Origin of the sequence: Streptomyces sp. ALB3 (assembly GCF_044385685.1) — a bacterium.
In the GTDB taxonomy this organism is placed as follows: domain Bacteria; phylum Actinomycetota; class Actinomycetes; order Streptomycetales; family Streptomycetaceae; genus Streptomyces.
In genome coordinates, this window is sequence record NZ_JBISCE010000025.1 from 1 (window position 1) to 24,353 (window position 24,353).

Here is a 24,353-nt window from a genome sequence, read left to right on the forward strand (position 1 = left end):
CGGGTCGGGCAGCCGCCGCTCGCGTACGTCCCCGACTGCCGCCCGGCCCTGCCCCCACAGCGCCGGCATGCCGCCTCCACCCCGTCCCGCACCAGCCGAACGGGACCGGATGCCGCCGACGCGGACCGTTCGGCGTCCGGCGGCCCGACGGCCACCGTGCAGACCCCCCAGTGCCCCGAAGACGCGAGGGACCATGACGAACGAGCCGTCCGACCTGCTCGGCCCCGGACCGGGCGCCACGCCGCTGATCCGGCCGCACGGGGCGAGTACGACGCTCGCCGGCCAGGCCCCCCTCGTCCTGCCGGCCGAGGTCGACGACCTCGGCCACCTCATGGCGGCGGCCGCACGCGGAGAAGCGTTCGTCCTCCAGGGGAGCACCTGCGCGGAGCCGTTCAGCGGCCCGCGCGTGGGAGGCCTCGTCCGCACCCTGCTGCAGATGTCGGTGATCCTGACCCACGCCGCCAGGGTGCCCGTGGTCAAGATCGCCCGGCTGGCCGCCCGGCACACCGGTCCCGGCTCCGCCGGCCCGGCCCGGGCGCACGCGGAGGCGGCGGTGACGATGAACATGATCCGAGCGGTGAGCGGCGAGAGCGGTATCGCCGACGTGCGTCACGTACAGGGCTGGAACAGGGAGTGGGTGCGTGACGCCGAAGGGGGCAGCCGATTCGAGGCGCTCTCCGCCGAGATCGACCGCGGTCTGGGATTCATGGCCGCCTGGGGCGTCGACGACCGTCCACTGCGGACCACGAAGGTGTTCGCGAGCCACGAGCCGCTGCCGGGCCTCAGGATGCCGCACCTGCTCCGGGAGGCCTCCGGCGACGAGCCGTGCCTCTGGGCCCTGTCCGCGCACCAGTTCCGCATCGGTGAGCGGGCCGGGCAGCCGGACGAAGGGCACCTGGCCCAGGCCGGACTGCTGGCCAATCCGGTCTGCCTCACGATCGGTCCGGCGACGGCACCCGAGGAGGCCGTGGAGTACGTGCGGAGACTCGACCCGTACGTACGGCCGGGCCGGGTCACTCTGATGTGCCGGATGGGCAGCGACCGGGTCCGTGACGTACTCCCGCCCGTCGTCGAAAAGGTGACGGCGTCAGGTCACCAGGTGGTGTGGAGCTGCGACCCGATGCACGGCTACCCCCACGGGCCGTCGGCCGACAGCGCCGCGTGTTCCCTCCCGCGGGTGGTGGACGAGGTGCGGGGTTACATCGACGTACATCGTGCGCTGGGGACCCATCCTGGTGGGATACATTTCGAAACTACGGGCGCACAGGATAAGTCCGACACGAAACCGCTCGGCGGATTCGGACCGGAATGCGAACCTCGGTTGAATGAACAACAATCTATGGAGTTGGCCTTTCTGATGGCAGAGATGCTCCGTAGCTGATTTTCCGGAACTGAAAGTCTCCGTCAGGCGTCCGTGCCAGGGATTCCCGGCTCACTTACATTGGCTCAACCAATGGCGCCGGGTCGGTCCGCCGACCGGGCGGGCGCGGGCGGGCCGCCTGGCGGGCGGGGTCGCGGGGCGCTGGGCCCCCACCCCGCCCCGCTCCGACTTCCCCCTGGTGAGCCGGGTGTGCCGTCGCCGTCTGCGGGCGCCGGGCGCCGCCGGCCGGCTTCGCGGTCACTCCGGTGCGGGCCCTCTCCGGCCCCACGGCGGCCCCTCGGCCGTTCCGGCGGGCCGAAGGGAGAGATATCGCCATCGAAGCGGGTCGCTGTATGACCTCCCGCCGGGCGCCGTGAATGCGCGGCCGTCCGGCGAGTGCCTTGGTCTGAGCCATGAAGGTTGTCGCACTTGCGTACGGATCCAGCAACAGGCCGTGCCCGCGCTCCGTTGGGGGCGCCGACGGATGCGGAGGCCGATCCCCTATGCCGCGTGCGTCCTACCCCTATGCCCGGTGGGGCCGGAAAGAGGGGGGCCCTGGAGGCCCAGAGGTGGGCATTTGAGCCTAACTTGAGGTTCCGGCCTGCGATTTGACGGAACGCCAGGTGGGAGGCATCGGCTTGTGGGGGTGCGAAGCGGAACCCGCGCAAAGGGTCGTTGTGTGCTTTGAGTAGGGGTTTGCAGGGGGAGGGGGGTGGAGCTAGTGTTCCAATTGGAGAGGGATTCCAGCGACTGTTTTTAGTCCCTGGCTATAGCCGGTGTGGCGTCGAGCGGCGGCCGAACCGGGCGGGGTGGTCGCGGGGTAAGGCGCGGTTTTGAGCCTTTGGTGACGCAGCCACCGCTCCTCGATGTCACGAAAATGGTCACAATGGGGGATGATGGTGCCAGTGGCACTTGTTGAACGTGAGCATGACGTCCAACTGCTCAGGAATCTTCTGACCGCCACTTTCAAGGGGCATGGAAAGATAGGACTTGTCAGCGGGGCGGTGGCAAGTGGCAAGACCGAGCTACTCCGCGCGTTCGCCGACCAGTGCTCCGACGAGGGTGCCCTGCTTCTCAACGCGACCGCGACGAGAGCCGACCGCGGCGTTCCCTTCGCCGTGCTGCGCCAGTTGCTCGACTGCCTGCCGGGGCACGCGGAACAGGTGACGGAGCTCCTCGGCTCGGGCGGGACGTCAGAGGTCTCCCGCACAGCGGCTGCCACGCTGCTCGACCTCTCCGAACAGGCGCCGCTGGTCGTCGTCGTGGACGACGTGCACCACGCGGACGAACCGTCCATGGACTGCGTGATGCGTCTGGTCAACCGCCTGAGATCGTCGCGCATCCTGCTCGTACTCGCCGAGTCGTCGGGTGACTGGTCGGTGCACCCTGCCTTCCGTATCGAGCTGGTCCGGCAGACGCAGTTCCACCGGGTCCGGCTGGCACCTCTCACGCCGGACGGCGTCAGCGAGATGTGCTCGCAGCACCTCGGCCACGGTGCGGCCCGGCACGCCGTCGAGGCGCACCGGATGACCGGCGGCAACCGGCTGCTGGTGAGAGCCCTCATCGAGGACCACTCCGAGGCGGGGGAACTACCGGGCCGGGCGGGCTGCTCCTCGCTCGGCGAGAGTTTCAGGCAGGCCGTCCTGACCTGCCTGCGCCGCAGCGGCCCGGACGAGCTCGAAGCCGCCAGGGGCCTGGCCGTACTGGACGCCACCGGCTCGACGCACCGGATCGCGGAGTTCCTCGGCCGGGGTCCGGAGGCACTCCGCCGGCTTCTGCAGTCCCTGCAGACGCTGGGGATCATCCACGACGGCCGCTTCCGGCACCGGCTGACACGCGCGGCGGTCTACGACGACCTCGCCCCGCAGATGCTGGCCGAACTCCACACGCGAGCAGCACAGTTGCTGAGCGACTCCGGAGGCAGCGTCACCGACGTCGCGGACCACCTGGTGGCGGCGAAGCACGTGAGTGCGGACTGGGCCGTCGCGGTACTGCAGCGGGCCGCGGAGGAGTCGCTGGCCGCCGACGACGAGGAACCGGCGATCCGGTACATCGAGTTCGCGCTCTCGGTCTGCACCGGTGAGCGGCAGCGAGCCCTGCTGCGGATGCTGCTCGTCCAGACCAAGTGGCGCAGCGACCCCGAGGGCGCGGTCCGTCATCTGACACCGCTCTTCGAGGCGCAGCGTGAAGGCCACCTCGACGTGGAGCAGACGGCCTACCTGCTGCGTGTGCTGATGTGGCACGGGCGCGTCCAGGAGGCCACGGAGCTCATCACCCACCTGTCCCGCATCAGACCCTCGCCGAACGAAGCGCCGAGTGCCGTCCTGACGGGAGTGCACAACCTGCTCAGACACGCCTACCCGCAGTTCATCCAGCACAGCCCTCGCGTGGACAGCCACCTCTTCGACAAGGCGACCACGCCGCCGGGTCAGCAGGCACAGGCCTCCGCCGTGCTCAGCTCCGTCCTCGGGGAGACCACGGGCGGGGACGAACGGTGCGTCAGAGTGGCCGAACAGATCCTGCAGAGCAGCCAGTTGAGCGACGAGATGGTCGAGTCCGTCTGCTCGGCCCTCCAGACGCTCATCTACGCGGAGCAGCCGATCCTGGCGGAGCGCTGGTGTGACGCGCTGCTCGCCGAGGCCGACGCCCGTGGCGTGGTGACCTGGCAGGCGGCCCTGTCCGGGCTGCGGGCCGAGATCGCCCTGCGGGAGGGCGACCTGGTGCAGGCCGAGCACTACGCGGTCAAGGCGCTGACGATGATCGGCGTGGGGGGCTGGGGTGTCGGCGTCGGGGCCACCCTGGGCACCCTCCTCCAGGCCGTCACCGCCCGGGGCGACTTCGAGAGCGCCCGCAGATACCTGCGCGAGGCGGTACCCGCGGCCATGTTCCAGACACGGTACGGACTGATGTACCTGCGCGCCCGGGGCCACTACTACCTGGCGACCGACCGGCTGCAGGCCGCCCTCGCCGACTTCAGCTACTGCGGTGAGCTGATGACGTTGTGGCAGCTCGATTCCCCCACGTTCGTGCCGTGGCGTACCGACGCCGCCCAGGTGCTCCTCCGGCTCGGCGACGCCGAGCAGGCGCGCGCGCTCACCAAGGAGCAGATAGCACAGATCGGTTCGCGTGCCTCGCGGACGTACGGCGCGTCCCTGCGCGTCCTGGCGGGCACGGCGAGCCACCGTGGCCGGCTGAGCCTCCTGAAGGAGTCCGTCGAGATACTCCAGGCGAGCGGTGACCGGCTGACCCTCACCCAGGCGCTCTTCGACCTCAGCTGCGCGCACGAGGGCATGGGGGAGTTCGGCAAGGCACAGATGATCTCGCGCCGGGCGGGGCGGCTCGCCAAGGAGGGAGGGATGCAGCGGATGCAGGATTCCGCCCTCGCCTGCCCGGAGGAGCCGATGATGCTGCACCCGGGGCAGCCCGACTCCTGGTCCCGCCCGGTGGACGAGGCCGCGTCGGCCGCGGACGTGCTGACACTCTCCGAGCGCCGGGTCGCGGCGCTGGCCTCGCTCGGCTACACGAACCGCGAGATCTCCAGCAAGCTGCACATCACTGTGAGCACGGTGGAGCAGCACCTCACCAAGGTCTTCCGGAAGTTGCGGGTCAAGCGCAGGACGGACCTGCCCGTGGAACTCGAGTACCACGTCGCCAGCCCGGCCTGCTGACCTCCGGCACCACACCGCCCCGTTCACCTCCCCCTACGTACGTGAGCTGTTGAGGTACGCGATCACGGCCAGCACTCGCCTGTTGTCACTGGTGGACTGCACCAGCTCCAGCTTGGCGAAGATGCTGGCCGCGTGCTTGCTCACGGCACTGTCGCTGAGTGACATCCGCTCCGAGATGGCCGCGTTCGTCCTGCCCTCCGCCATGAGCGCCAGGACCTCCCTCTCGCGGGCTGTCAGGGCTGACAGCGGCTGTGCCTGTGCCGGCCCCACGGACCGGAACAGCTGACTGATCACCTCAGGGTCCATGGCCGTACCGCCGGAAGCAACGCGGCGCACCGAGTCGATGAACGTGTCGTCGTCGAACACGCGGTCCTTCAGGAGATAGCCGATTCCGCCCCGGCCGTCCGCGAGCAACTCCCGTGCGTACAACTGCTCCACGTGCTGCGACAGCACCAGTACGGGAAGCCCGGGGACCGCCCGGCGGGCGGTCAGGGCCGCCTGGAGGCCCTCGTCCGTGAAGGTCGGCGGCAGCCGCACGTCGACCAGGGCCACGTCCGGCCGGTGCCGGAGGAGGGCGCTGAGCAGATCGGGGCCGGTCTCGACCACGGCGGCGAGCTCGAAGCCGTGGTCCTCCAGCAGATGGGTCAGTCCTTTCCTGAGGAGGTACTGGTCCTCGCCGAGGACAACACGCACGGGAGCTCCATCGTCAAAGTGGTCGGGCCGCCGGGAGGCGAGGCCACGTCGAGCAGTCCGTCGAAAGCGGCCAGCCGCCGCTGGATACCGCGGATCCCGCTGCCGCGAGAGGGATCGGCGCCGCCGCATCCGTCGTCGGTCACCGTGATGCGCAGTGCCCCCGCCCGGTGGCGGAGGTCGATCAGGACGCGCCGGGCGCCGGAGTGTTTCGCACTGTTGGTGAGCGCCTCGCTCACGGAGAAGTACGCGCAGGCGGCCACCGGCACCTGGGCCCGCCCCTGGAGGTCGGCGGTCACCTCCACCGCCAGCGGATGCGCGAGTGCCAGCGTGCGGACGGCGTCGACGAGCCCTCGCTCGGCGAGGACCGGCGGGTGCACGCCCCGTACCAGACCGCGTAGTTCGCGAAGCGCGGCGGACGAGTTCTCCCGCGCCTCGGCGGCCATCGCCCGGAGCTCGGGCTGATCACTGCCGAGGCGGTGCTCGATGGCGCGCAGGCTCATGCCGATGGCGACGAGCCGGGTCTGTGCGCCGTCGTGGAGATCGCGTTCGATCCTCAGAAGCTCCGCCGCCTGGACACCCGTCGCCTCCGCCCGCGTCGTGGTCAGCTGCTGCACGCGCCGGGCGAGTACGGACCGCTCCGTGGGGGCCAGCAGCAGTGCGCACCAGCGCGCCTGGATCCGAAGCGCGTACGGGGCGCCCCACAGGACGGCCCCCGCCGCGAGCAGGGCCGCCGCGAGGCCGGCCGGGCCGGACCACCGGGTCCCGATGACGAGGACCGACGCCATCGGCCCGAGCAGGAGGACCGCCGTCACGACCGGATTGGTCAGCAGCCACAGGAGGTCGCGCCAGGTCGCGGGGTCGGTGAGAACCCACCGGCGGGTCGCCAGCCACGTCGGCAGCAGGGGGCCGGGGTGCAGCGTACGGCCGTAGGCGTAGTGCCCGTCGGCACCCTGGACAGGGCCCGGGGGCGGTCGCCTGTAGGGCTCCGCGATGTCCGCCAGACCGCCGTTGCGCAGCAGCTCCCGCCACAGGTTCACCAGCTTGCGGCTCGCCAGCACCACCTGGGCGAAGACGGGCACGAGCCCGAAGACCAGGGAGCAGACCGCGGCGATCAGCTGGAGCGGAGCGAGTACCGCCCCGCACACCGCCAGTGCGCACAGCAGGCAGGCCGCTCCCACTGTCTGCACCCGCCGCCACAACCGCACCCACCACGTCCTGCCGCCCGGCGCAGGTGCGCCGCCACCGTCCAGGAGCAGTCGCGTCCAGTACCCGTGCAGCCGGATCGCCGGCGGCCCCGACGCGAGCCCGGCCGACACCGAGGCCAGACCGAGCCCGGCCGCTCCCGCGGAGCCGGGCCCCGCCGCCCACAGGGGCGAGGTGAGCCCCGCCAGACCGGCAGCGATCAGGGTCGCGGGCAGTACGGCCACCGGGACCCCGACGAACGGGTCCAGCAGGAGCCACAGCAGGTCCCGCGCGGTCGCCGGATCCCGGGTGATCCTGTGGGCGGCGCGCTTGCGCCCGGCCGTACGCCCGGAGGCGTACAGGCGCCGGCCGTAGCGGTACAGTCCGCCCTCCCTGGCCCGGGCCTGAGAGGAGTGGGGGACGTACGGATCCGAGATCTCCACCCGCGACCAGGAGGCCGCCAGCCGGCGGCGCAGCCCGGGCAGCCGGCGCAGGCGCAGCAGCGTCCTGACCGCGCCGGACAGCAGGGCCACGGCCATCGGTACGACGAGCAGCACACCGACCGCTCCGAGACCGGCCAGCGCCAACCCGCGGAACGGGGCGACGAAGAGCAGCCGCCACGAAGTGCCACGAGGCAGTGCTCCGTTACTCATCGCACCTCCCGGCGGCTCGTGTGATCAACAGTCTGACATGCGGGCACACCCGGCGGCAGGTGCAGTTTTCTGCACCCCGACTGTGCTCCCGACTGCATTCCGCGGGACCCCGGCGGTGCGTAGCGTCATTCGGGAACACAACGGCAGGACCGGAAGCAGAGCAGCAAGGAGAGGAGGCCGTCATGAAGCCGGCACCACAGGTAAAGGAAGGGCCGGAACCGGAACCCGCCACGCTTCCGGACGACGTCAGGCAGCCGGAACGGACGGGGCGCAACCCACGGACCGTGCTCGTCGAGGCGGCTGCTCTGGACATCGCCCTGCCGCTCCTGCTCTTCTACGGGCTCCGGCTGACGGGTGTGAACCAGTGGCTCGCACTCGTGCTCAGCAGTGCCCTGCCTCTGCTGCGGCTGGTCTACAGGGCGGTCAAGGACCGCCGGGTCGAGCGGCCCACCCTTTTCTCCCTGAGCATCATGCTCAGCGCCACACTGGTCTCGCTGCTGACGGGAGACCCCCGCCTGGTCCTGGCCAGGGAGAGCTATCTGACAGCCCTGGTCGGGCTCTGGATGCTCAGTACGCTGCTGGCCTCACGGCCCTTCATCTACCAGGCGACCATGCCCCTGCTGCCGGAGGCCACCGCCGCTGCCTGGCGCAGGGACTGGGACGAGGTCCCCGAGTTCCGCCGGGCCATGCGGGTACTGACCGTCGCCTGGGGTACGGCCTTCATGATCGACGCGGTGGCCCGGGTGGTCATGGCGTACACCCTGCCCGTCGACAGCGTCCCGCTCCTGGGCGCCGGTCTGCTGACGGTGCTGCTCATCCTGATCGTGCAGTTCAGCAAGACCTACGCCAAGCGCCTTTCGGCCCGTCTCGGCCGGCCCTCCGAGGGCTGACCGGGTCCCCCTGCCCCCGCCCGGGCGTACGAGAGGCACCGGCCCCTTCCCCCCGGGGGCCGAGGGCCCTCCGCCCGGGCGGGTCACTCACTCCTGGGTCAGTGTCAGCAGGGCCCGTGCCGCCAGCTGGTAGCCGAGCGCGCCCATGCCGACGACGACCCCCGAGGCGAGGGGCGCCATGACCGACTCGTGGCGGAACTGCTCACGGGCCCAGACGTTGGAGAGGTGCACCTCTATCCACGGCCGGGGGTAGCTGGCCAGGGCGTCCCGCAGACTCCACCCCGCGATCATCAGCGCGCCGGGATTGACGATCGCGCCCACCGAGTCGTAGTGGTCCTGGACCGCATGGATCAGCTCGCCCTCGGATTCACGCTGGACGGAGACCACGTCCCAGCCCCGCGCCCGCACCTCGTCGGCCACGGAGCGCTCGATGTCGGCCAGGGTCGCCTTCCCGTAGACCTCCGGTTCGCGGCGTCCGAGGATGCCCAGGTTGGGCCCATTGAGAAGTAGCAGTGTGCTCATGACGCACCCTTCGTGTCGGCGGTGGATGTGCGATGGTCCCGGGGGGCGGCGGCTCCCATGGCGGCGAGCACTCCGGCCACTTCGTGCTCCGGGACGTCGTGCACCAACTCCGGCCCCCGCGGTCCGTCCAGGACGAACGACAGGCCGGTGGTGGCCTTCTTGTCCAGCCTCATCAGGGCGATGAGGACGTCGGGGGCCAGTCCGGGCGGCAGCGCGGTAGGCAGGGAGTAGCTCGCCACGACCGCGTGGTGCTCCGCGGCCCGCGCCGCGTCGATCCGGCCCAGGGCTCCGGCCAGCCGTCCGGCGAACACGGTTCCGATGGCGACGCCCTCGCCGTGCCGGACGGCGTAGCCGGTCGCCCGCTCAACGGCATGACCCAGCGTGTGGCCGTAGTTGAGGATGTGCCGCATCCCCGCGTCCCGTTCGTCGGCGGCGACGACGGACGCCTTCAGGGCCACACTCGCGGCGATCTGCTCGTGCGTGGACAGGCCGCGCAGGTCTCCCGCTCCGATGAAGTGGCACCTGGCGATCTCGCCGTAGCCGTTCAGCCACTCCCGGGGCGGCAGGGTCTCCAGGTAGTCGGTGTCGCAGAGCACGGCCTTCGGCTGCCAGTACGCCCCGACCAGGTTCTTCCCCTGCGGGAGGTTCACCGCGGTCTTCCCGCCGACGCTCGCGTCCACCTGGGCCAGCAGCGAGGTCGGCAGATGGATCACAGGGACCCCGCGGTGGTAGAGCGCCGCCGCCAGACCGACCGAGTCGGTGGTCGTCCCGCCTCCGCAGGAGACCACCGCGTCCGTCCTGGTCAGCCCGAACTCGGCGAACCGGCGGCACAGTTCCTCCACCGTCGACAGAGTCTTGTCGTCCTCGCCGTCCTTCGCCTCCAGCGTCAGCGCCGGCACACCCGGATCCGGCACCCAGTCCCGGGGCCGCGCGGACACGATGACGACCCGGGCCGCGCCGAGCCCGGCCACCACCTCGGGCAGCGTGTGGCGCACACCGGGGCCGATCCGCACGGAGTACGACCGCGCACCGAGTGGCACCTCGATCCGCCGGTATTCCTGGGGCATGTCCTCGCTCCTCGTAGTGCGTCCGCGCGCGGGCCGCCACGGCCGAAGCATGAACCGCGCTCCGCGCCCGTGGCCCAGGTTCGCATGAATACAGGGGGTCCGGTATGCGAATAGGGGTGAGAGATCGAACATAGGGGTGTCGCCCCCGATGGTGGCGAAATACTCTTCACAAAATCCTTCCCAGTGGTTGTCGAACCACCGGCCTGGAATCGGTGAAGGCGATGATTGAGCAGTTGCTCGCGGCGGAAGTCGCTTCGCACGAAGTGTTCACGGACCCGCCAGGGGTCACCCTTCTGCCCGAGGAGGAGGCGCTGGTCCGCGATTCCGTGGAATCGCGACGCCGCGAATTCACCACGGGACGTCATTGTGCCCATATGGCGCTCGCACGCCTCGGCTTCCCGCGCGACCGCCCCATCCTCTCGGGGAAAAGAGGAGAACCCCTCTGGCCCGGACAGGTGCGCGGGAGCATCACCCACTGCCGCGGCTACCGGGCAGCGGTGGTCGCCCGGTCTGCGGAGATCGCCTCGGTCGGCATCGACGCGGAGCCCGACCAGCCCCTGCCGGAGGGCGTCCTCGAGGCGGTGGCGCTGCCCCAGGAAGAGGCGAGGACCAAGGAACTCCTTGTCCGCTTCCCCGGTGTGTGCTGGGACAGAATGCTTTTCAGTGCCAAGGAAAGCGTGTACAAGACCTGGTTCCCGATCACCCGCAGGCCGCTTGAGTTCGAAGACGCCGTCATCGAGATCGATCCGGTGGACGGAACGTTTTCCGCCCGAATCCTACCGCAAGGTGTCCGCGGTATTCATAATGCCCCCAGGGGATTCACCGGCCGTTGGATCGCCGGGAACGGGCTTGTGGTCACAGCAATCGCTGTGCCGGCCGTGGGGGGATCCCCTGACGAAAACCCTGACCGCAATCATGACAGCAGCCGAGGAGTACATACCGCATGAGCATCGTCGAGCCCAATGTCATTCTCCGGGGTGGGCCTTCCCCCTATCTGTCGGAAGACCAGCGCATTTGTTACGTCGAGCAGCTGGACGAGAAGTTGAAGCTGCCCCGGGGCAACCGGTACGAGCACTTCGAGCCCACGGCGGAGAGCGAGATGCACGGAGGCGTCCCGCTGCGGGTCTTCACCTGGACCGGGGCCACGCAGTTCGCCGAGTAGGAGCCGGGACCGACCGGTGGCGGCGTCCGCCCCCAGGGGCCGGGCCCACCGCTCAGCCCCCGGACCGTCACCTTCCGAGGAGTGCGTCCGCGAGGCGGGCACGGGCGGCGGTACCCGCACGCCGTGGGGGCCGACGGCGGGGACGTGCTCGCACGTGCCCCCGCTCGCGGACGCGGGCCGGAACGGGAGCCACGCCCGTCCCGGCCGCGCCGTCAGGGCAGCAGCGACGACATCGTCCGGGAGACCGAGGCGATGACCTGCGGCGCGTGGTCGTTGAGGTAGAAGTGCCCACCGGAGTAGGTGTGCAGTTCGAACCCGCCCTCGGTGTGCTCGGCCCACGAGCTCACCTCGTCCACGCTCGCCTTGGGGTCATCGGTGCCCGTGTGCGCGTGGACAGGGGCCGCGAGGCGCGGTCCGTCGGTGTACCGGTAGGTCTCCGCCGCTCTGTAGTCGCTGCGGATCGCGGGCAGCACCATGCGCATCAGCTCCTCGTCCCCGAAGACCTGGGCTCCGGTGCCGTTGAGTGACCGCAGCTCCTCGATCATCCCGTCGTCGTCACGGAGATGAACGGACTCCTCCCGGTGGCGGCAGGGAGCCCGCCGTCCGGACGCGAACAGTACGAGCGGCATCACGCCCTTCTGCTCCAGCCGCAGTGCGACCTCGAAGCCGAGTGTGGCCCCCATGCTGTGCCCGAACAGCGCCAGGGGCCGGTCCGCCCACGCGAGCACCTGATCGGCCACCGCTGCGGCCAGGTCCGGCAGGTTCTCGATGCACGGCTCGGCGCGCCGGTCCTGCCGCCCCGGATACTGCACGGAGAGCACATCGATCTCGGGCGACAGTGCCTTGGAGACAGGGAAGTAGAACGGCGCGGACCCCCCGGCGTGCGGGAGGCACACAAGCCTGGCCCTGGCGTTCTCGGAGGGGTGGAACCGCCGGATCCACAGGCTGGGGTCGGTGAGATGCGCGGTCACCTGACATCCTTTCGAGTCACGGGCCGGAGCGAGATCCCGCCCGGCCGAATGCCTCCGCCACCCTTCCCGCCGCCGGCGACCGCGCACAACCCCTAACCTTCCGGCTAGGGGTGGACCGACCTCACAGAAGGCGAGAAATGGAACCCGAAGCCCCCGACCTCTGCGCACCGACGCGGATCTCAGGAAGCACGCGCCTCTTCGCCGTCCTCGGGGACCCCGTCGGACAGGTCCGGGCACCGTCGCTCCTGAACCCCCTCCTCGCCCGCCTCGGCCACGACGCGGTGCTGATCCCCGCGCACGTGGAACCGGACGGCTTCGCCGCGGTCTTCCACGGCCTCACGCGGCTGAAGAACCTGGACGGCCTCCTCGTCACCATCCCGCACAAGGCGACGGCCCTGGAACTCGCGGACGAGGTGAGCCCGGCCGCCGCGGCGGCCGGAGCCGTCAACGCGCTGCGCCGCGAGCCGGACGGACGCTGGCGGGGCGAGAACTTCGACGGAATCGGGTTCGTCCGCGGACTGGTGGCAGTCGGCCATCTCCCGGAGGGCAAGCGGATCGTCGTGATGGGTGCCGGTGGCGCGGGCAGCGCGATAGGCGCCGCTCTGCTGGCGGCCGGCGCCGCGCGGCTGACGCTCTGCGATCCGGACACGGCCAGGCTCCACGGCCTTCTGGCGCGCCTGGAGGAACACTGGCCCGGCCGGGCGGCGGGCGAGGTGACACCCGCGCTCGGAGACGCGGACATCGTGGTCAACGCCACCCCGCTCGGCATGCGGGCCGATGATCCGCGCCCGTTCCCCCTGCACGCCCTCTCCCCGCGCTGCGTCGTGGCGGACGTGATCATGAAGCCGAGGGAGACCGCGCTGCTGAAGGCCGCCGCCGCGCTGGGCCATCCCGTCCTTCACGGAGCCCACATGCTCGACCACCAACTCGACCTCTACCGGGCCTTCTTCCGGCTCGACGAGGCGCCGGCCGGACGAACCGCCACCCCGCGCACGGGCGAGGGGCCGGCCCGGTGAGGCCGCCGGCCGGCCCCTCGCCCGCTGCGACGCCCCTGGCGGGGCCCCTCCGGCCGCCTGTCGGAATCGTGTCGGACGGATGTCGGACGAGCCTGGTCCCATGGCGGCATGACGCAACTCGACAACACCCCCGACGCCGGCCCGCCCGCCATCCGGGTGCGGGGACTGGTGAAGCACTACGGCGGGACCAGAGCACTGGACGGCGTCGATCTCGATGTCCCCGAAGGCACCGTCCTCGGAGTTCTCGGCCCCAACGGCGCGGGTAAGACGACGCTGGTCCGCTGCCTGTCCACGCTGGAGCGGCCCGATGCCGGCACCGCGCTGGTCGCCGGGTGCGACGTGGTGGAGGATCCCCGCCGGCTGCGCCGCATCATCGGGCTGACCGGGCAGTACGCCTCGGTGGACGAGAAGTTGTCCGGGTGGGAGAACCTCTACATGATCGGGCGGCTGCTGGACCTGTCCCGTAAGGACGCCAGGCGCCGCTCCGAGGAGATGCTCGAGCGGTTCTCCCTCACCGAAGCCGCCAGGCGGCCCGCCATGCAGTACTCCGGCGGGATGCGGCGACGGCTGGACCTGGCGGCATCCATGATCGGGCAGCCCGCGGTCCTCTACCTGGACGAGCCGACCACCGGCCTCGATCCCCGCACGCGCAACGAGGTGTGGGCCGAGGTCCAGCGGATGGTGGGCGAGGGCGTCACCGTGCTGCTCACCACCCAGTACATGGAGGAGGCCGAACAACTCGCGAGCGAGCTGGCGGTCATCGACCGCGGCAAGGTCGTCGCCACCGGCGGGGTGGACGAGCTGAAGGCCAAGGTCGGCGGCCGGACGCTCAGGATCAAGCCGTCCGAACCGGCGCGGCTCTCCGCCATGAAGCGGGCGGTCACGGAGTCCGGACTCGACCCGGTGTCAGGCGCGCACTCCTCGCCCGAGGACTCCCTGCTGTACGTGCCGATCCTCGACGACGAGCACCTGACCAAGGTGATCACCTTGCTGGGCGCACAGGGCTTCGGCATCGCGCAGATCGGCACCCACCTGCCGAGCCTGGACGAGGTGTTCCTGGCCATCACCGGCCAGAAGTCCACCTCCGCCCCGGCCGGCGAGCCCGCCGACCGGAAGTCCGACACCGTTCCCGAAGGGGTCGCGGCATGACCACAGCGACGCTGTCCCGTACGTCGTCCACCACTCCGCCCTCTCGTCCGGGGCACGGTCCCGACGACCGGAGCCGGATCGGCCTGCGGGCCAACCTCCGGCACATCGGTGCCCTCACGCGGCGCAACGTCATGCAGATCAAACAGGACCCCGAGTCCATGTTCGACGTCGTGCTGATGCCGGTCATCTTCACCCTGCTCTTCGTGTTCGTCTTCGGCGGATCGGTCGGGCAGGCACTGGGGGGCGACAGCGACGCCTACGTCAACTACGTGGTGCCCGGCCTCATGGCGATGCTGGGGATGAACATCGCCATGGCGGTCGGCAGCGGCGTCAACGACGACTTCCGCAAGGGCGTCATGGACCGGTTCCGGACGATGCCGATCGCCCGGTCCTCCGTGCTCATCGCGAAGATCGTGGTGGAAGTGGGCCGGATGCTCATCGCCATCGTGATCCTGCTGGGCGTGGGCTTCGCGCTCGGGCTGGAGATCAAGACCTCGGTGTTCGGACTCCTGGCATCCGTTGGCCTGTCCGCCGTGTTCGGCTCCTCACTGATGTGGATCTTCATCCTGCTGGGGCTCACGATGAAGACCACGCAGACCGTCCAGGGCATGGCGATGCTCGTGCTGATGCCGCTGCAGTTCGGAAGCTCCATCTTCGCCCCGCCGTCCTCGATGCCGGGCTGGCTGCAGTCGTTCACCGACTACAACCCGCTGTCCAACCTCGCGGACGCCGCACGCGGCCTGATCAGTGGCGGGCCGGTCGCCCACTCCGCCGGCATGACCCTGGCCTGGGCGGCGGCCATCACCCTGATCACCGCACCGCTCGCCGTCGCCAAGTTCCGCCGCAAGACCTGACCCCTTCCGGGGCGAGCGGGGCGGGTCAGACGGTCGCCAAGGAGGCTGCCTCATCCACGGTGAGGCACCTCCCTTCGGCGTACAGCACCTGGTAGGCGGCGTCCGTCAGGCCGGCACGGACCGCCGCCTCGGCGTCCTCGTGCGACGTGCGTTCCTGCGCGGCGGGGGAGTACCCGGGCGGCAGCAGGGCGTCGGCCGCCCCCAGCAGGCGCGCGGCGTTCGCGACCCGTTCGGCGCCGCCCAGCCCGGCCAGCGCGCGGGCCATGGTCATCAGGTGGACCGCCGGCATCTGCGGAGCGACCAGCGTGCCCAGCGGGTCGCGAGCCCGGGCCAGGGCCTCCCGGGCACGACCCAGCGCGTCGGCGTGACGGCCGTCCAGGTTCGCCGTCCATGCCAGCAGTCCGTGGACGAGGCCTTCGAACACCGCGAGGCTGGAGTACCTGAAAGTGCCGAGCAGCCGCTCCAGTTCGACGCGCGCCTCGTCGGTGCGACCGGTCCGGTTCAGCAGGACGGCCAGAGTCATCCGGGCGGCGGGCTCGACCATGTGACTGTGCCGGTCGGCCTCGGCGAGGACCTCCCGCAGCAGCGCCTCGGCCTCGGCGCCCTGCTCCGGCTCCGTCATGACGCCGGCCAGCCGGGTCTTCAGCACGGCGGCCTGGGAGAGGGCGCCCAGTTGCTGCGCGTGCCCCACAGCGGCGCGGAAGTCCTCCGCCGCACGGGCGTGGTCACCGATCCGCTCATGGGACTCGCCCCGGACGGACAGTGCCTCCGCCGCACCCCAGGAATCACCGAGCCGGGTGAACAGCGCCAGGCTCTCATCGGCGTCCCGGGCCGCCTCACCGGCCTTGTCGCCCCGGTTGGCCAGCATGTTCGCCCGCAGCTGGAGGGCGGAGGCCAGGTCCCAGTCGTCGCCCAGTGAGCGGCAGGTTGCGACGGCCTGATCGACGAGCTCCAGCACGCGGCCCGGATCGCCGGTCAGCATCACCGCGTGGATCCACAGAACCCCCGGAGTACGGCAGGCCTGCGGCACGCCCGGCCGGTAGACCTCGACGATCCGGCCGCAGTACTCCACAGCCTCGGGCGTGGTCCACTGGTCGAGTTCGTGGCTCATGGAGGCGAGATGGATGAGCCGGACGCCGCGCCGCGCCTCGACGAGCACCTCCGCATGCATCGGCGGCGGGGCGTCGTTGCACCGCTCGTACAGCGGCCCGGCGGGCACCACCGGGGCGGCGAACGGGTCGGGGCCGAGCTCCCCCACGGCTTTGGACCAGTGCCTGGCGTCGGCCCGCAGGTCACGGATCTGCCAGTACCAGGCGAGTGCGTGGACCAGGCAGAGCGCCTCGTGCTCGTCCTCGGCGGCCACCGCCCGGCGCAGTGCGGCCCGTAGGTTCTCGTACTCGTTCTGGAAGACCGCGACCGCCCTCCGCTGTGCGCGCCCACGCAGCAACGGATCGGTGCGACGGGCCAGTTCCCTGAAGTGGACGAGGTGGCGGCGCTCCACCTCGGCCCGTTCCCCCGTCTCGTCCAGCCGCTCGGCGGCGTATTCGCCGATCGTCTCGAGCAACCGGTAGCGCATGCCCGTCCCCGAGGCGGTCGGCGCTGTCGCCACGACCAGTGACTTGTCGACGAGGGAGCCGAGCTGACCGAGGGCGTCCGGCCCGCAGACCGCCTCGACGGCCGGCAGGTCGCAGTCACCCGCGAACACGGACAGCGCGCACAGGGTCGTGCGCTCTTCGGCGCCGAGCAGGTCCCAGGACCAGTCGACCACCGCCCGCAACGTCTGCTGCCGGGGCAGCACGGTCCTGGCCCCGCCGGTCAGGAGCAGGAACCGGTCGTCGAGCCGGTCCGCGATCTGCCGGGGGGTGAGTATCCGCAGCCGGGCGGCGGCGAGTTCGATGGCCAGGGGCAGTCCGTCGAGCCGGCGGCAGATCTCCGCGGCGGCCTCCGGATCGTCCGCCGCGCGGAAGCCGGGACGCGCGGCGGTACCGCGTTCGGTGAAGAGCCGAAGGGCCATCGGGCCGGGCAGCGGCTCCACCGGGTGCAGCACTTCACCAGGCACCCCGAGTGGTTCGCGGCTCGTGGCCAGGACGGTCACCCCGGGGCACCGGGCCAGTACCTCCTCGGTGAGCCGGGCCGCCGCGTCCACGACGTGCTCGCAGTTGTCGAGCAGCAACAGCATCTCGCGACCGCCGCAGTGCTCGGTCAGCCGGACCAGCGGTGCGTCCCCGCTGCCGCGGTCGACGGCACGGAGCTCCTCGGTCTTCGCGCCCGGCAGTACCGTCTGCCGGGCGCCCAGAGCGGTGAGCACCACCTCGGGCAGGGTGGACGGGTCGTCGACGGGCGCGAGTTCCACGAGCCACACACCGTCCGGCCAGCGCCGTCCGGTGTCGGCCGCCTCGGCCGCCTCCATCGAGAGACGGGTCTTGCCGGCACCGCCGGGCCCGAGCAGGGTGACCAGCCGTGCGTGCGTGAGGTCGGCCCCGATGGACGCGATGTCGTCCTGCCGCCCGACGAAACTGGTGAGGCGCGCCCGAAGCCTCCCCCCGGCCCTCACGGGCTCCACGGTAGACACCTCCCGGCCGGCCGGAGCGAGCAACTCGGCGTGGAGGAGCCGCAGTTCCTCGCCCGGATCGGTGCCCAGGCGGTCGGCCAGGTCACGGCGCACCGTCTCGTACGCATCGAGTGCCTCAGCCGTACGGCCGCCTGCCCGCAGCGCGCGCAGCCGCAGGGCCTGCAGGGGTTCGTCGAGCGGGTTCTCGTCGCACAGGGTCATGAGCTCGGGCGACGCCTCCTCGGCACGGCCGAGCGCCAGCAGCGCGCCGAGCCTCTCCCGGCGGGCAGCGAGCAGCCGGGTGGCCAGCCGGCCGGCCTCGGCGCTGTGGTCGGGCAGGTCGGCGAGCGCGGGCCCGCCCGGCCACAGCGCGAGGGCTTCGTCGAGGAGCACGAGGGCGCCGGCGGGGTCCTCCGCGGCCAGCGCGCGGGTGCCCTCACGGGCCAACTGCTCGAAACGGTGGGCGTCGACGTCGGGCGGTGCGGCGCGCAGCGCGTACCCACCGTCGGCCGACGTCACCGCCCCCGGGCCGAGCGCCCTCCTCAGCCTGCCCACCAGCGCGTGAAGTGCGCCGGCCGCGTCGGCGGGGTGCGTGTCCACCCACACGGCGTCCACGAGGACCGCCACGGGGATGCTGTGCCCCGGCCGCAGGGCGAGGGCGGTGAGAAGCGCGCGCAGCCGGGCCCCGCCGACGGCGACGGGGGTTCCGTCCTCGCGAAAGGCACGGGCGGGGCCGAGAATCTGGTAACGCACACGTGCATTCTCCCGGATACGTCCGCCGGTGGTGTGCGAGGGCCGGAGCCGGCCTCTCCGGACACCGACTCCGCTCACCTGCGGACCGGCGCAGCGACTAGGACCTGTCCGGGCGATCTCGCGGCTGGGCCTTGACCTCAAGTCGACTTGAGGTCGCAGAGTGATCTGCATGGATACCGAAACCGCAGATATCAAGGCAATCGAACAGGTCGTCACCAGTGTCGAACGAGCTCAGCGCGCCAAAGACGTCGAGGGGTTCCTCGCACTCTTCCACCCCGACGCCCTCTGGACGACCGGCCACGGCAAGGTCCTGATCGGCTTCGACGCGATCGCCGAGTTCACCTGGGCCGTGCTGCCCGCAGCCAGCTGGGACGGTGAGATCACCTACGAGGCAGTGCACACGCAATTCCTGCGGCCCGACGTGGCGGCCGTCAAGGTTCGGCAGGTCTACCACTCGCCAGAGGGCGAAACGGAAGGCGCTCCGCTCTACGTCATGACCAAGCAGGACGACGGGAGGTGGCTGCTGCACGCATGCCAGAACACCGAAGTCCGGGTCGAATAGAACCCGAGCGACCGCGTGACTGGCCCATGTTCGGATCGTTGTCCTGGGCATGACGCGGGGTTCTGGCAGATGCGGAGCGGCTGTGGCCGTTTCTGCCGGTGGATAACGGGCGTTGTGGCCGCTGGCGGGATCACCGGCAGGTGATCGACGGGATTCTCCACCGCGTGCGGACCGGGCTCAGGCCGATCCCCCACGGCAGAGCCTGCTCGCCCACCTGGTGGAGGTGGTGCTGGAGGTGAGGGCCTGGGCCGCTCTCGCGGCGGGTGCACCAGCAAGCTGCACCTGAGCGCGGACGGCCGCTGCCGCCCGCTGTCCCTGGTCGTCACGCCGGGGCAGCGGGCGCACTGCACTCAGTTCGAGCCGGTACTGGAGGAAATCCGCGTCCCTCGCATAGGGCCGGGCAGACCGCGCACGAAGCCCGACAGTTCGCCGCGGACAAGGTCTACAGCAACGGCCCGTGCCGGCAGTACCTGCGCCGCCGGGGCATCCGGCACACCATCCCGGAGAAGACCGGCAGCCAGGCCGCCCGCCTGCGCAAAGGATCACACGGCGGACGGCCGCCCGGCTTCGACGAGGAACGGTACAAGAAGCGCAACACCGTCGAACGGGCGATCAACAAGCTCAAGCAGTCCCGGGCCGTCGCCACCCGTCATGACGAGCGCGGCTACGTCTTCCTCGGCACCGCAACCACAGCGGCCCTGGTCATCTGGCTCCGCACGTGATCGCCCGGACAACTCCTTCGGCGAACGCGATCTCCGCGACCCCGTCGCGCTCCTACACGGGCATGCCGTAGGCCATGACCTCGTCGAAGCCCTCCAGTTCCGCACGGCACAGACCGCGCAGTCCGCTCAGGGCGTCCCTTCGCTCCTCCGGCACCTCCGCCAGGTATCCGTCGACGTCCCGCGCCCAGCTCCGCACCATGCCGCGCTCCTGCTTCCCCGGGTGAGTGGCGTCCTCGGTGTCCACGTCGGCCGCCGAGAGGTACCAGGGGCCCGGCGGCACGGGCCTCTCACCGCACGCCCCGGTGGATGACGTCGAGGGCGTGCTCACGTGCCCGCTCCTTCAGGATGCCGTCCAGTTCACCGAAGAGCGCGCCCGCGGTGCTTCCCTTCCAGCCGGACGGAAGCAGCGCGAGGGGGATGCCGGGATCGCGATAAGGCAGGCGGCGCCACTCGGTGAGCATGGGGACGTAGGCCCGGAAGGCTTCCCTCGGAGTGGCACGGGCCCAGGAGGAGGGGTCGGCGAGGCAGGCATGCCGGTCAAGGAAGTCGGTGTACATGCGGGTGAGTTCGTCCAGGTCCCACCAGGCACTGACCTTGGACCGGAGATCGCCGAACGCGAGGTGCCGGCCACAGAAGAGGTCCGCGTAGCCGGAGAGCCCACGGCGTTCGAGGGTTCGTCGTGCCTCCGCGGCCAGGTTTCCCGGGGCGATCCAGACCCCGGGAGCGGTGTTGCCGAAGCCCAGCCGGGTCAGGCACGTGCGGAGCTCGTGCCGCTTCTCCCGCTCCGTCTCCGGGACGGAGAACACGACGAGGACCCAGCCGTCGTCGACGGTGGCGCGGACACGCTCGAAGATGCGTACGTCCCCTTCGGCGAGTGTGCCCAGTGCCGAGTCGGCCAGGGAGTACCCCGCGCGGCCCTCCTGGCGCACGCTGTTCAGCGTCCCACGGCGCTTCATGCGTGACACCGAGGACCGTACGGCGGGTGCCTCCACACCGAGGTCGGACATGAGCCGCACGAGGGCTGCGACCGAGAGCCAGTTCGCCTCGCCTCGTGCGTACAGACCGAAGAGGGTCGTGATCAGCGGTCCGTGGCGGGTGTCGCGGCTCGCCGCAGCCGGGGTCCCCGACCGGGCGGGCGCCGTCATGTCCGCATCACTGTCCCCACAGCAGAGCCGTTCACGAAGTCCTCAGCTTAGGTGATCGCGTGCAGGGCCCGCCCGGGGTGCGCCGGCCCCGGCCGGGGCGGGTGGGCCCGACGTGGTCGCGCGCTGCTGTCCGCCGGCCGGGTGACGACACCCGCTAGGGCGACGCCAGCCAGTCCGCGTAGCGGGTGGGGGCGAGCGAGGCGTCGTCCCTTCCCGTGAGGACGTCTCCGCGAACGACGGAGAACATGCCGGCGGTCTCGTCGGTGATGACCGTACGACTGTCCGAACGGGTCGCCAGAGTGATCCTGCCGAGCTCGTCGAGGGGGAACACCTCGGGCCCCGCGATGTTGTGGACGCCCTGGAGGGGACCGGCCGCGGCGGCTTGGGCGACCGCCTCGGCGACGTCCTGGGCAGCGATCGGCTGGAGGGGGGTGGTGGGCAGCCGGACGGTGTCGCCGTCGGCCGTCCAGCTGAGGATCGAGTCGACGAATTCCATGAACTGGGTGGCGCGGACGATCGAGTACGGAATCGGACCCGCCACGAGTGCTTCTTCCTGGAGGGTCTTGGCGCGGTAGTAGTCGAGTTCCGGCACCTGATCCACGCCGACGATCGACAGTACGACGAAGTGGCGTGCCCCCGCCTTGCGGCCGGCGTCCAGCAGATTGTCCATCGACCGGCGGAAGAAGACCGGTGAGGCCTCGTCGAAGGTCGGCGAGTTCGTCAGGTTGACGATGACGTCGGCGCCGGCCACTGCGTTCTCCACACCCTCGCCGGTGACGACGTCCACACCCGTCGACGTGGAGTGGGGGATCGCCTCATGTCCACCGGCGTCCAGCTCCCTCACGACCTTCGAGCCGATCAGCCCCGTGCCGCCGATCACAGCGAACTTCATGCCAGGCCCTTCCGCCGGAGGACGTGCTCGTCCCTGGTGCAGTTCCCGGTCCACTGAAGCACGCCCGTCGCGTGACCGCACACGCTCCGCGCCGGTGGCCGTAGCGGCTGCGGACGGCGTGCGGCGGCGTCGGGCACGTGGACCGGGACGACGCCCCGGAGTCGGCGGTTTCCTGGCCTGACGACCGCGGGGGCCCAGGGCCGTGTTCGCTAATCTGACCCCCGTGCCCAGCCCCCGCGCCTCCGGAGGTTCGGGAATGCCACCCGGTACATGGCTGTCGGGCACACCCGGCGGTCACGCACGCCCCGACGCGGCCCGGCCTCCCCGGCGGGTGTTCGGGCATGGAGACCGATGACCTCACGGAAGGCATCCCGCATGGCACCCGACCCCACCACCGTCCATCCGCTGTCCGCCCACGAACGGGTCGTCTTCCTCAAGCCGCTGGTGGACGGCAATAGCATCGAGGTGGGTGATTTCACCTACTACGACGACCCTGACGGTGCCACCGCCTTCGCCCGGCGCAACGTGTTGTACGCGTACGGCGCGGAGCGGCTGGTCATAGGCAAGTACTGCGCGATCGCCACCGGCACCCGGTTCCTGATGGCGGGTGCGGAGCATCCGTCGATGGGGGTGTCCACCTTCCCCTTCACCATGTTCGGCGGGGACTGGGCCGAGCAGACCCTCGACATCGTCACCGGTATGGCCGGCCGGGGTGACACCGTGGTCGGCAACGACGTGTGGTTCGGCTACGGGGCCACCATGATGCCGGGGGTGAGGATCGGCGACGGTGCCATCATCGCCACCGGGGCCGTCGTCACCGCCGATGTGCCGCCGTACACCGTCGTCGGCGGCAACCCCGCCAGGACGATCCGCCGGCGCTGCGACGACGACGACGTCGAGCGGCTCGTGCGGGCGGCCTGGTGGGACTGGCCCGTGGAGCTGGTGACCGCGCACGCCCGGACCATCATGGCGGGTTCCCCGCTGGAGATCGAGCGGATCGCCGTTGCCAACGGTCCGGAGCGTGGGCGCTGATGGCACAGGCGATCGAGGAACACGTGGTGTGCGGCCCCGGTGACGGCCCGTACGCGGTCACGACGGGCCCGGACGGTGCGCTCTGGTTCACCATGGTGCACAGCGGCAGGATCGGCCGTATGACCCCCGGGCGGGAGCCGACCGGTCACCGGCTCGGTGCGGACACCGGGCCGACGGTCATCACGAACGGGCCGGACGGCGCGCTGTGGTTCACCGAGTACCGCGCGCACCGGATCGGCCGGATCACCACGGACGGCCGGGTGACGGAGTTCGCGGTGCCGACCCCGGAGTGCGGTCCCTTCGGCATCGCCACCGGGCCCGACGGCGCCCTGTGGTTCACCGAGACCGCGTCGGACCGCATCGGACGCCTCACCACCGACGGGGAGGTCACGGAGTTCCCCCTGCCTCGCGCCGGCGCGTTCCCCTCCGCGATCGCCGCCGGGCGGGACGCCATGTGGTTCACCATGAACCAGGCCGGCGCCATCGGCAGAGTGGACATGGACGGCCGCATCACGGTCCACGACCTGCCCACCGAGGCCGCCGCACCGGTGGGCATCGCCGTCGGCCAGGACGGGCGGGTCTGGTTCACAGAGATCGCCGCCGGCCAGATCGGCAGCCTGGACGCGGACGGCCGGATCACCGAGTACCCGTTGCCCGACCGTTCCGCCCGGCCGCACGCCGTCACCACCGACGCCGACGGCACCCCGTGGTTCACCGAGTGGGGAGCCAACCGCGTCGGCACGATGGCCTCCGACGGGACCTTCGTGCTCCGGAGCCTCCCCACCCCGGGCTCGGAGCCGCACGGAATCACCCTGGGCCCGGACGGTGCCATCTGGACGGCGTTGGAGACCGGCGCGCTCGCCCGTGTCACGCCTGGTCCCGGGGCCGGCTGACCGAGCCGCGCTCCGGAGGGGCCGCCCCCGTCATCGAGCGGCCGGGGCGACGGCCCGGCCGGAACCGTCCCCGGGAGGGGGGATGACGGGGGCCGGCGGAACCGGCGGGGCAATTCCCGGGCCGCGTGGCGTCTACGCCTCGGGGAGTGAGGGATCGGGCGTCCACGGGGACGGCGCGGTGATGGACCAACGCTCGTGGTCGCGCCAGGCCCCGTCGATGTAGAGGTAGGCGGGCGCCAGACCTTCGTGACGGAAGCCCAGGCGCTGGGCCAGGGCCAGGGAGGCCTTGTTCGCCGGCTGGATGCCTGCCTCCAGCCGATGGAGCCGCAGGTCGTCGAAGGCGTGCCGGAGTGCGGCGGTGACCCCTTCCGTCATGTGCCCCGGCCCGCTGACGGAGCGAAAGCCGCATAGCCGAGGGACGCCCCCTGGTACCGGCCGCGGATGATCGAGTCGATGGTGACCATGCCGGCAGCCGCACCGGTCTCCTGGACGCGAATCAGGCACAACCCGGGGACAGCCAGGAGCTGTTGGCACCCCCTGGCGCACGGTGAAGTCGATCCCGACGGTGTCCGCAGGCCGGCGGGCAGGGAGGCGCGCGACCCGGGGACGGACGTCC

At 71.2% G+C, this 24,353-nt stretch carries 21 protein-coding genes and 1 pseudogene; 12 read left to right on the top strand and 10 right to left on the bottom strand.

The window, feature by feature from the left end:
- Positions 1 to 193: 193 nt before the first annotated feature.
- Together ACHFIV_RS11280 and ACHFIV_RS11285 are read left to right on the top strand one after the other, a co-directional pair.
- The gene (locus ACHFIV_RS11280) at positions 194 to 1,381 is read left to right on the top strand and encodes a 3-deoxy-7-phosphoheptulonate synthase (protein WP_398966411.1); all 1,188 of its coding nucleotides are present in this window, start codon (positions 194 to 196) and stop codon (positions 1,379 to 1,381) included.
- 875 nt (positions 1,382 to 2,256) lie between these two features.
- A complete protein-coding gene (locus tag ACHFIV_RS11285) occupies positions 2,257 to 5,028 on the top strand; it encodes a helix-turn-helix transcriptional regulator (RefSeq protein WP_398966414.1) in 2,772 nt (923 codons plus the stop codon).
- A gap of 33 nt (positions 5,029 to 5,061) precedes the next feature.
- Here ACHFIV_RS11285 and ACHFIV_RS11290 read toward each other — a convergent pair whose 3' ends face one another.
- Positions 5,062 to 5,721 carry a response regulator transcription factor gene (locus tag ACHFIV_RS11290; RefSeq protein ID WP_398966416.1) on the bottom strand — a complete coding sequence of 220 codons (660 nt, stop codon included), beginning with the start codon at positions 5,719 to 5,721 and terminating at the stop codon, positions 5,062 to 5,064.
- Entirely contained in the window at positions 5,673 to 7,556 is a 1,884-nt protein-coding gene (locus ACHFIV_RS11295; RefSeq protein WP_398966419.1) for a sensor histidine kinase, read from the bottom strand. Before ACHFIV_RS11295 ends, ACHFIV_RS11290 begins: the two co-directional genes overlap by 49 nt.
- Before the next feature lie 182 nt (positions 7,557 to 7,738).
- Here ACHFIV_RS11295 and ACHFIV_RS11300 point away from each other — a divergent pair, with 182 nt between their 5' ends.
- On the top strand, positions 7,739 to 8,446 hold the full coding sequence (locus ACHFIV_RS11300) for a VC0807 family protein (protein WP_398966422.1): 708 nt from the start codon (positions 7,739 to 7,741) through the stop codon (positions 8,444 to 8,446).
- Between the two features lie 87 nt (positions 8,447 to 8,533).
- On the opposite strand, the gene ACHFIV_RS11305 is transcribed toward ACHFIV_RS11300, so the two are convergent.
- On the bottom strand, positions 8,534 to 8,968 hold the full coding sequence (locus ACHFIV_RS11305) for a type II 3-dehydroquinate dehydratase (RefSeq protein ID WP_398966425.1): 435 nt from the start codon (positions 8,966 to 8,968) through the stop codon (positions 8,534 to 8,536).
- On the bottom strand, positions 8,965 to 10,035 hold the full coding sequence (locus ACHFIV_RS11310) for a 3-dehydroquinate synthase family protein (RefSeq protein ID WP_398966428.1): 1,071 nt from the start codon (positions 10,033 to 10,035) through the stop codon (positions 8,965 to 8,967). Before ACHFIV_RS11310 ends, ACHFIV_RS11305 begins: the two co-directional genes overlap by 4 nt.
- A gap of 221 nt (positions 10,036 to 10,256) precedes the next feature.
- Between ACHFIV_RS11310 and ACHFIV_RS11315 the strand changes: the two genes are divergently transcribed.
- Entirely contained in the window at positions 10,257 to 10,982 is a 726-nt protein-coding gene (locus ACHFIV_RS11315) for a 4'-phosphopantetheinyl transferase (protein WP_398966431.1), read from the top strand.
- Entirely contained in the window at positions 10,979 to 11,197 is a 219-nt protein-coding gene (locus ACHFIV_RS11320; RefSeq protein WP_398966434.1) for a DUF5988 family protein, read from the top strand. Before ACHFIV_RS11315 ends, ACHFIV_RS11320 begins: the two co-directional genes overlap by 4 nt.
- 212 nt (positions 11,198 to 11,409) lie before the next feature.
- On the opposite strand, the gene ACHFIV_RS11325 is transcribed toward ACHFIV_RS11320, so the two are convergent.
- On the bottom strand, positions 11,410 to 12,168 hold the full coding sequence (locus tag ACHFIV_RS11325) for a thioesterase II family protein (RefSeq protein ID WP_398966435.1): 759 nt from the start codon (positions 12,166 to 12,168) through the stop codon (positions 11,410 to 11,412).
- Between the two features lie 137 nt (positions 12,169 to 12,305).
- Here ACHFIV_RS11325 and ACHFIV_RS11330 point away from each other — a divergent pair, with 137 nt between their 5' ends.
- From ACHFIV_RS11330 to ACHFIV_RS11340, 3 genes are all read left to right on the top strand, one after another.
- Complete coding sequence (locus tag ACHFIV_RS11330) at positions 12,306 to 13,184, top strand: shikimate dehydrogenase family protein (protein ID WP_398966437.1); 879 nt, start codon at positions 12,306 to 12,308, stop codon at positions 13,182 to 13,184.
- 108 nt (positions 13,185 to 13,292) lie between these two features.
- Entirely contained in the window at positions 13,293 to 14,333 is a 1,041-nt protein-coding gene (locus tag ACHFIV_RS11335) for an ATP-binding cassette domain-containing protein (protein ID WP_398966440.1), read from the top strand.
- On the top strand, positions 14,330 to 15,187 hold the full coding sequence (locus ACHFIV_RS11340; RefSeq protein ID WP_398966442.1) for an ABC transporter permease: 858 nt from the start codon (positions 14,330 to 14,332) through the stop codon (positions 15,185 to 15,187). Before ACHFIV_RS11335 ends, ACHFIV_RS11340 begins: the two co-directional genes overlap by 4 nt.
- Positions 15,188 to 15,212: 25 nt before the next feature.
- Here ACHFIV_RS11340 and ACHFIV_RS11345 read toward each other — a convergent pair whose 3' ends face one another.
- Positions 15,213 to 18,491: an ATP-binding protein gene (locus tag ACHFIV_RS11345; protein WP_398966445.1), complete on the bottom strand. Its 3,279-nt coding sequence runs from the start codon at positions 18,489 to 18,491 to the stop codon at positions 15,213 to 15,215.
- A 169-nt stretch (positions 18,492 to 18,660) separates the two neighbouring features.
- On the opposite strand from ACHFIV_RS11345, the gene ACHFIV_RS11350 reads away from it, so the two are divergent.
- Both ACHFIV_RS11350 and ACHFIV_RS11355 read left to right on the top strand, forming a co-directional pair.
- On the top strand, positions 18,661 to 19,053 hold the full coding sequence (locus ACHFIV_RS11350) for an SgcJ/EcaC family oxidoreductase (protein ID WP_398966447.1): 393 nt from the start codon (positions 18,661 to 18,663) through the stop codon (positions 19,051 to 19,053).
- Between the two features lie 62 nt (positions 19,054 to 19,115).
- Positions 19,116 to 19,775, top strand: a pseudogene (locus tag ACHFIV_RS11355) (IS5 family transposase).
- A gap of 52 nt (positions 19,776 to 19,827) precedes the next feature.
- On the opposite strand, the gene ACHFIV_RS11360 reads toward ACHFIV_RS11355, so the two are convergent.
- The 3 genes from ACHFIV_RS11360 to ACHFIV_RS11370 form a co-directional block, all read right to left on the bottom strand.
- The gene (locus ACHFIV_RS11360) at positions 19,828 to 20,103 is read right to left on the bottom strand and encodes a hypothetical protein (protein WP_398966449.1); all 276 of its coding nucleotides are present in this window, start codon (positions 20,101 to 20,103) and stop codon (positions 19,828 to 19,830) included.
- Positions 20,063 to 20,920 carry a PaaX family transcriptional regulator gene (locus tag ACHFIV_RS11365; protein ID WP_398966451.1) on the bottom strand — a complete coding sequence of 286 codons (858 nt, stop codon included), beginning with the start codon at positions 20,918 to 20,920 and terminating at the stop codon, positions 20,063 to 20,065. The genes ACHFIV_RS11360 and ACHFIV_RS11365 overlap by 41 nt, the downstream gene beginning before the upstream one ends.
- 154 nt (positions 20,921 to 21,074) lie before the next feature.
- Positions 21,075 to 21,812 carry an SDR family oxidoreductase gene (locus ACHFIV_RS11370; protein ID WP_398966453.1) on the bottom strand — a complete coding sequence of 246 codons (738 nt, stop codon included), beginning with the start codon at positions 21,810 to 21,812 and terminating at the stop codon, positions 21,075 to 21,077.
- Positions 21,813 to 22,187: 375 nt separating this feature from the next.
- Between ACHFIV_RS11370 and ACHFIV_RS11375 the strand changes: the two genes are divergently transcribed.
- Together ACHFIV_RS11375 and ACHFIV_RS11380 are read left to right on the top strand one after the other, a co-directional pair.
- On the top strand, positions 22,188 to 22,844 hold the full coding sequence (locus ACHFIV_RS11375; RefSeq protein ID WP_398966456.1) for a CatB-related O-acetyltransferase: 657 nt from the start codon (positions 22,188 to 22,190) through the stop codon (positions 22,842 to 22,844).
- A complete protein-coding gene (locus ACHFIV_RS11380; RefSeq protein WP_398966458.1) occupies positions 22,844 to 23,737 on the top strand; it encodes a Vgb family protein in 894 nt (297 codons plus the stop codon). The genes ACHFIV_RS11375 and ACHFIV_RS11380 overlap by 1 nt, the downstream gene beginning before the upstream one ends.
- 132 nt (positions 23,738 to 23,869) lie before the next feature.
- Here ACHFIV_RS11380 and ACHFIV_RS11385 read toward each other — a convergent pair whose 3' ends face one another.
- Entirely contained in the window at positions 23,870 to 24,112 is a 243-nt protein-coding gene (locus ACHFIV_RS11385; RefSeq protein ID WP_398966460.1) for a GNAT family N-acetyltransferase, read from the bottom strand.
- Positions 24,113 to 24,353 lie beyond the last annotated feature (241 nt).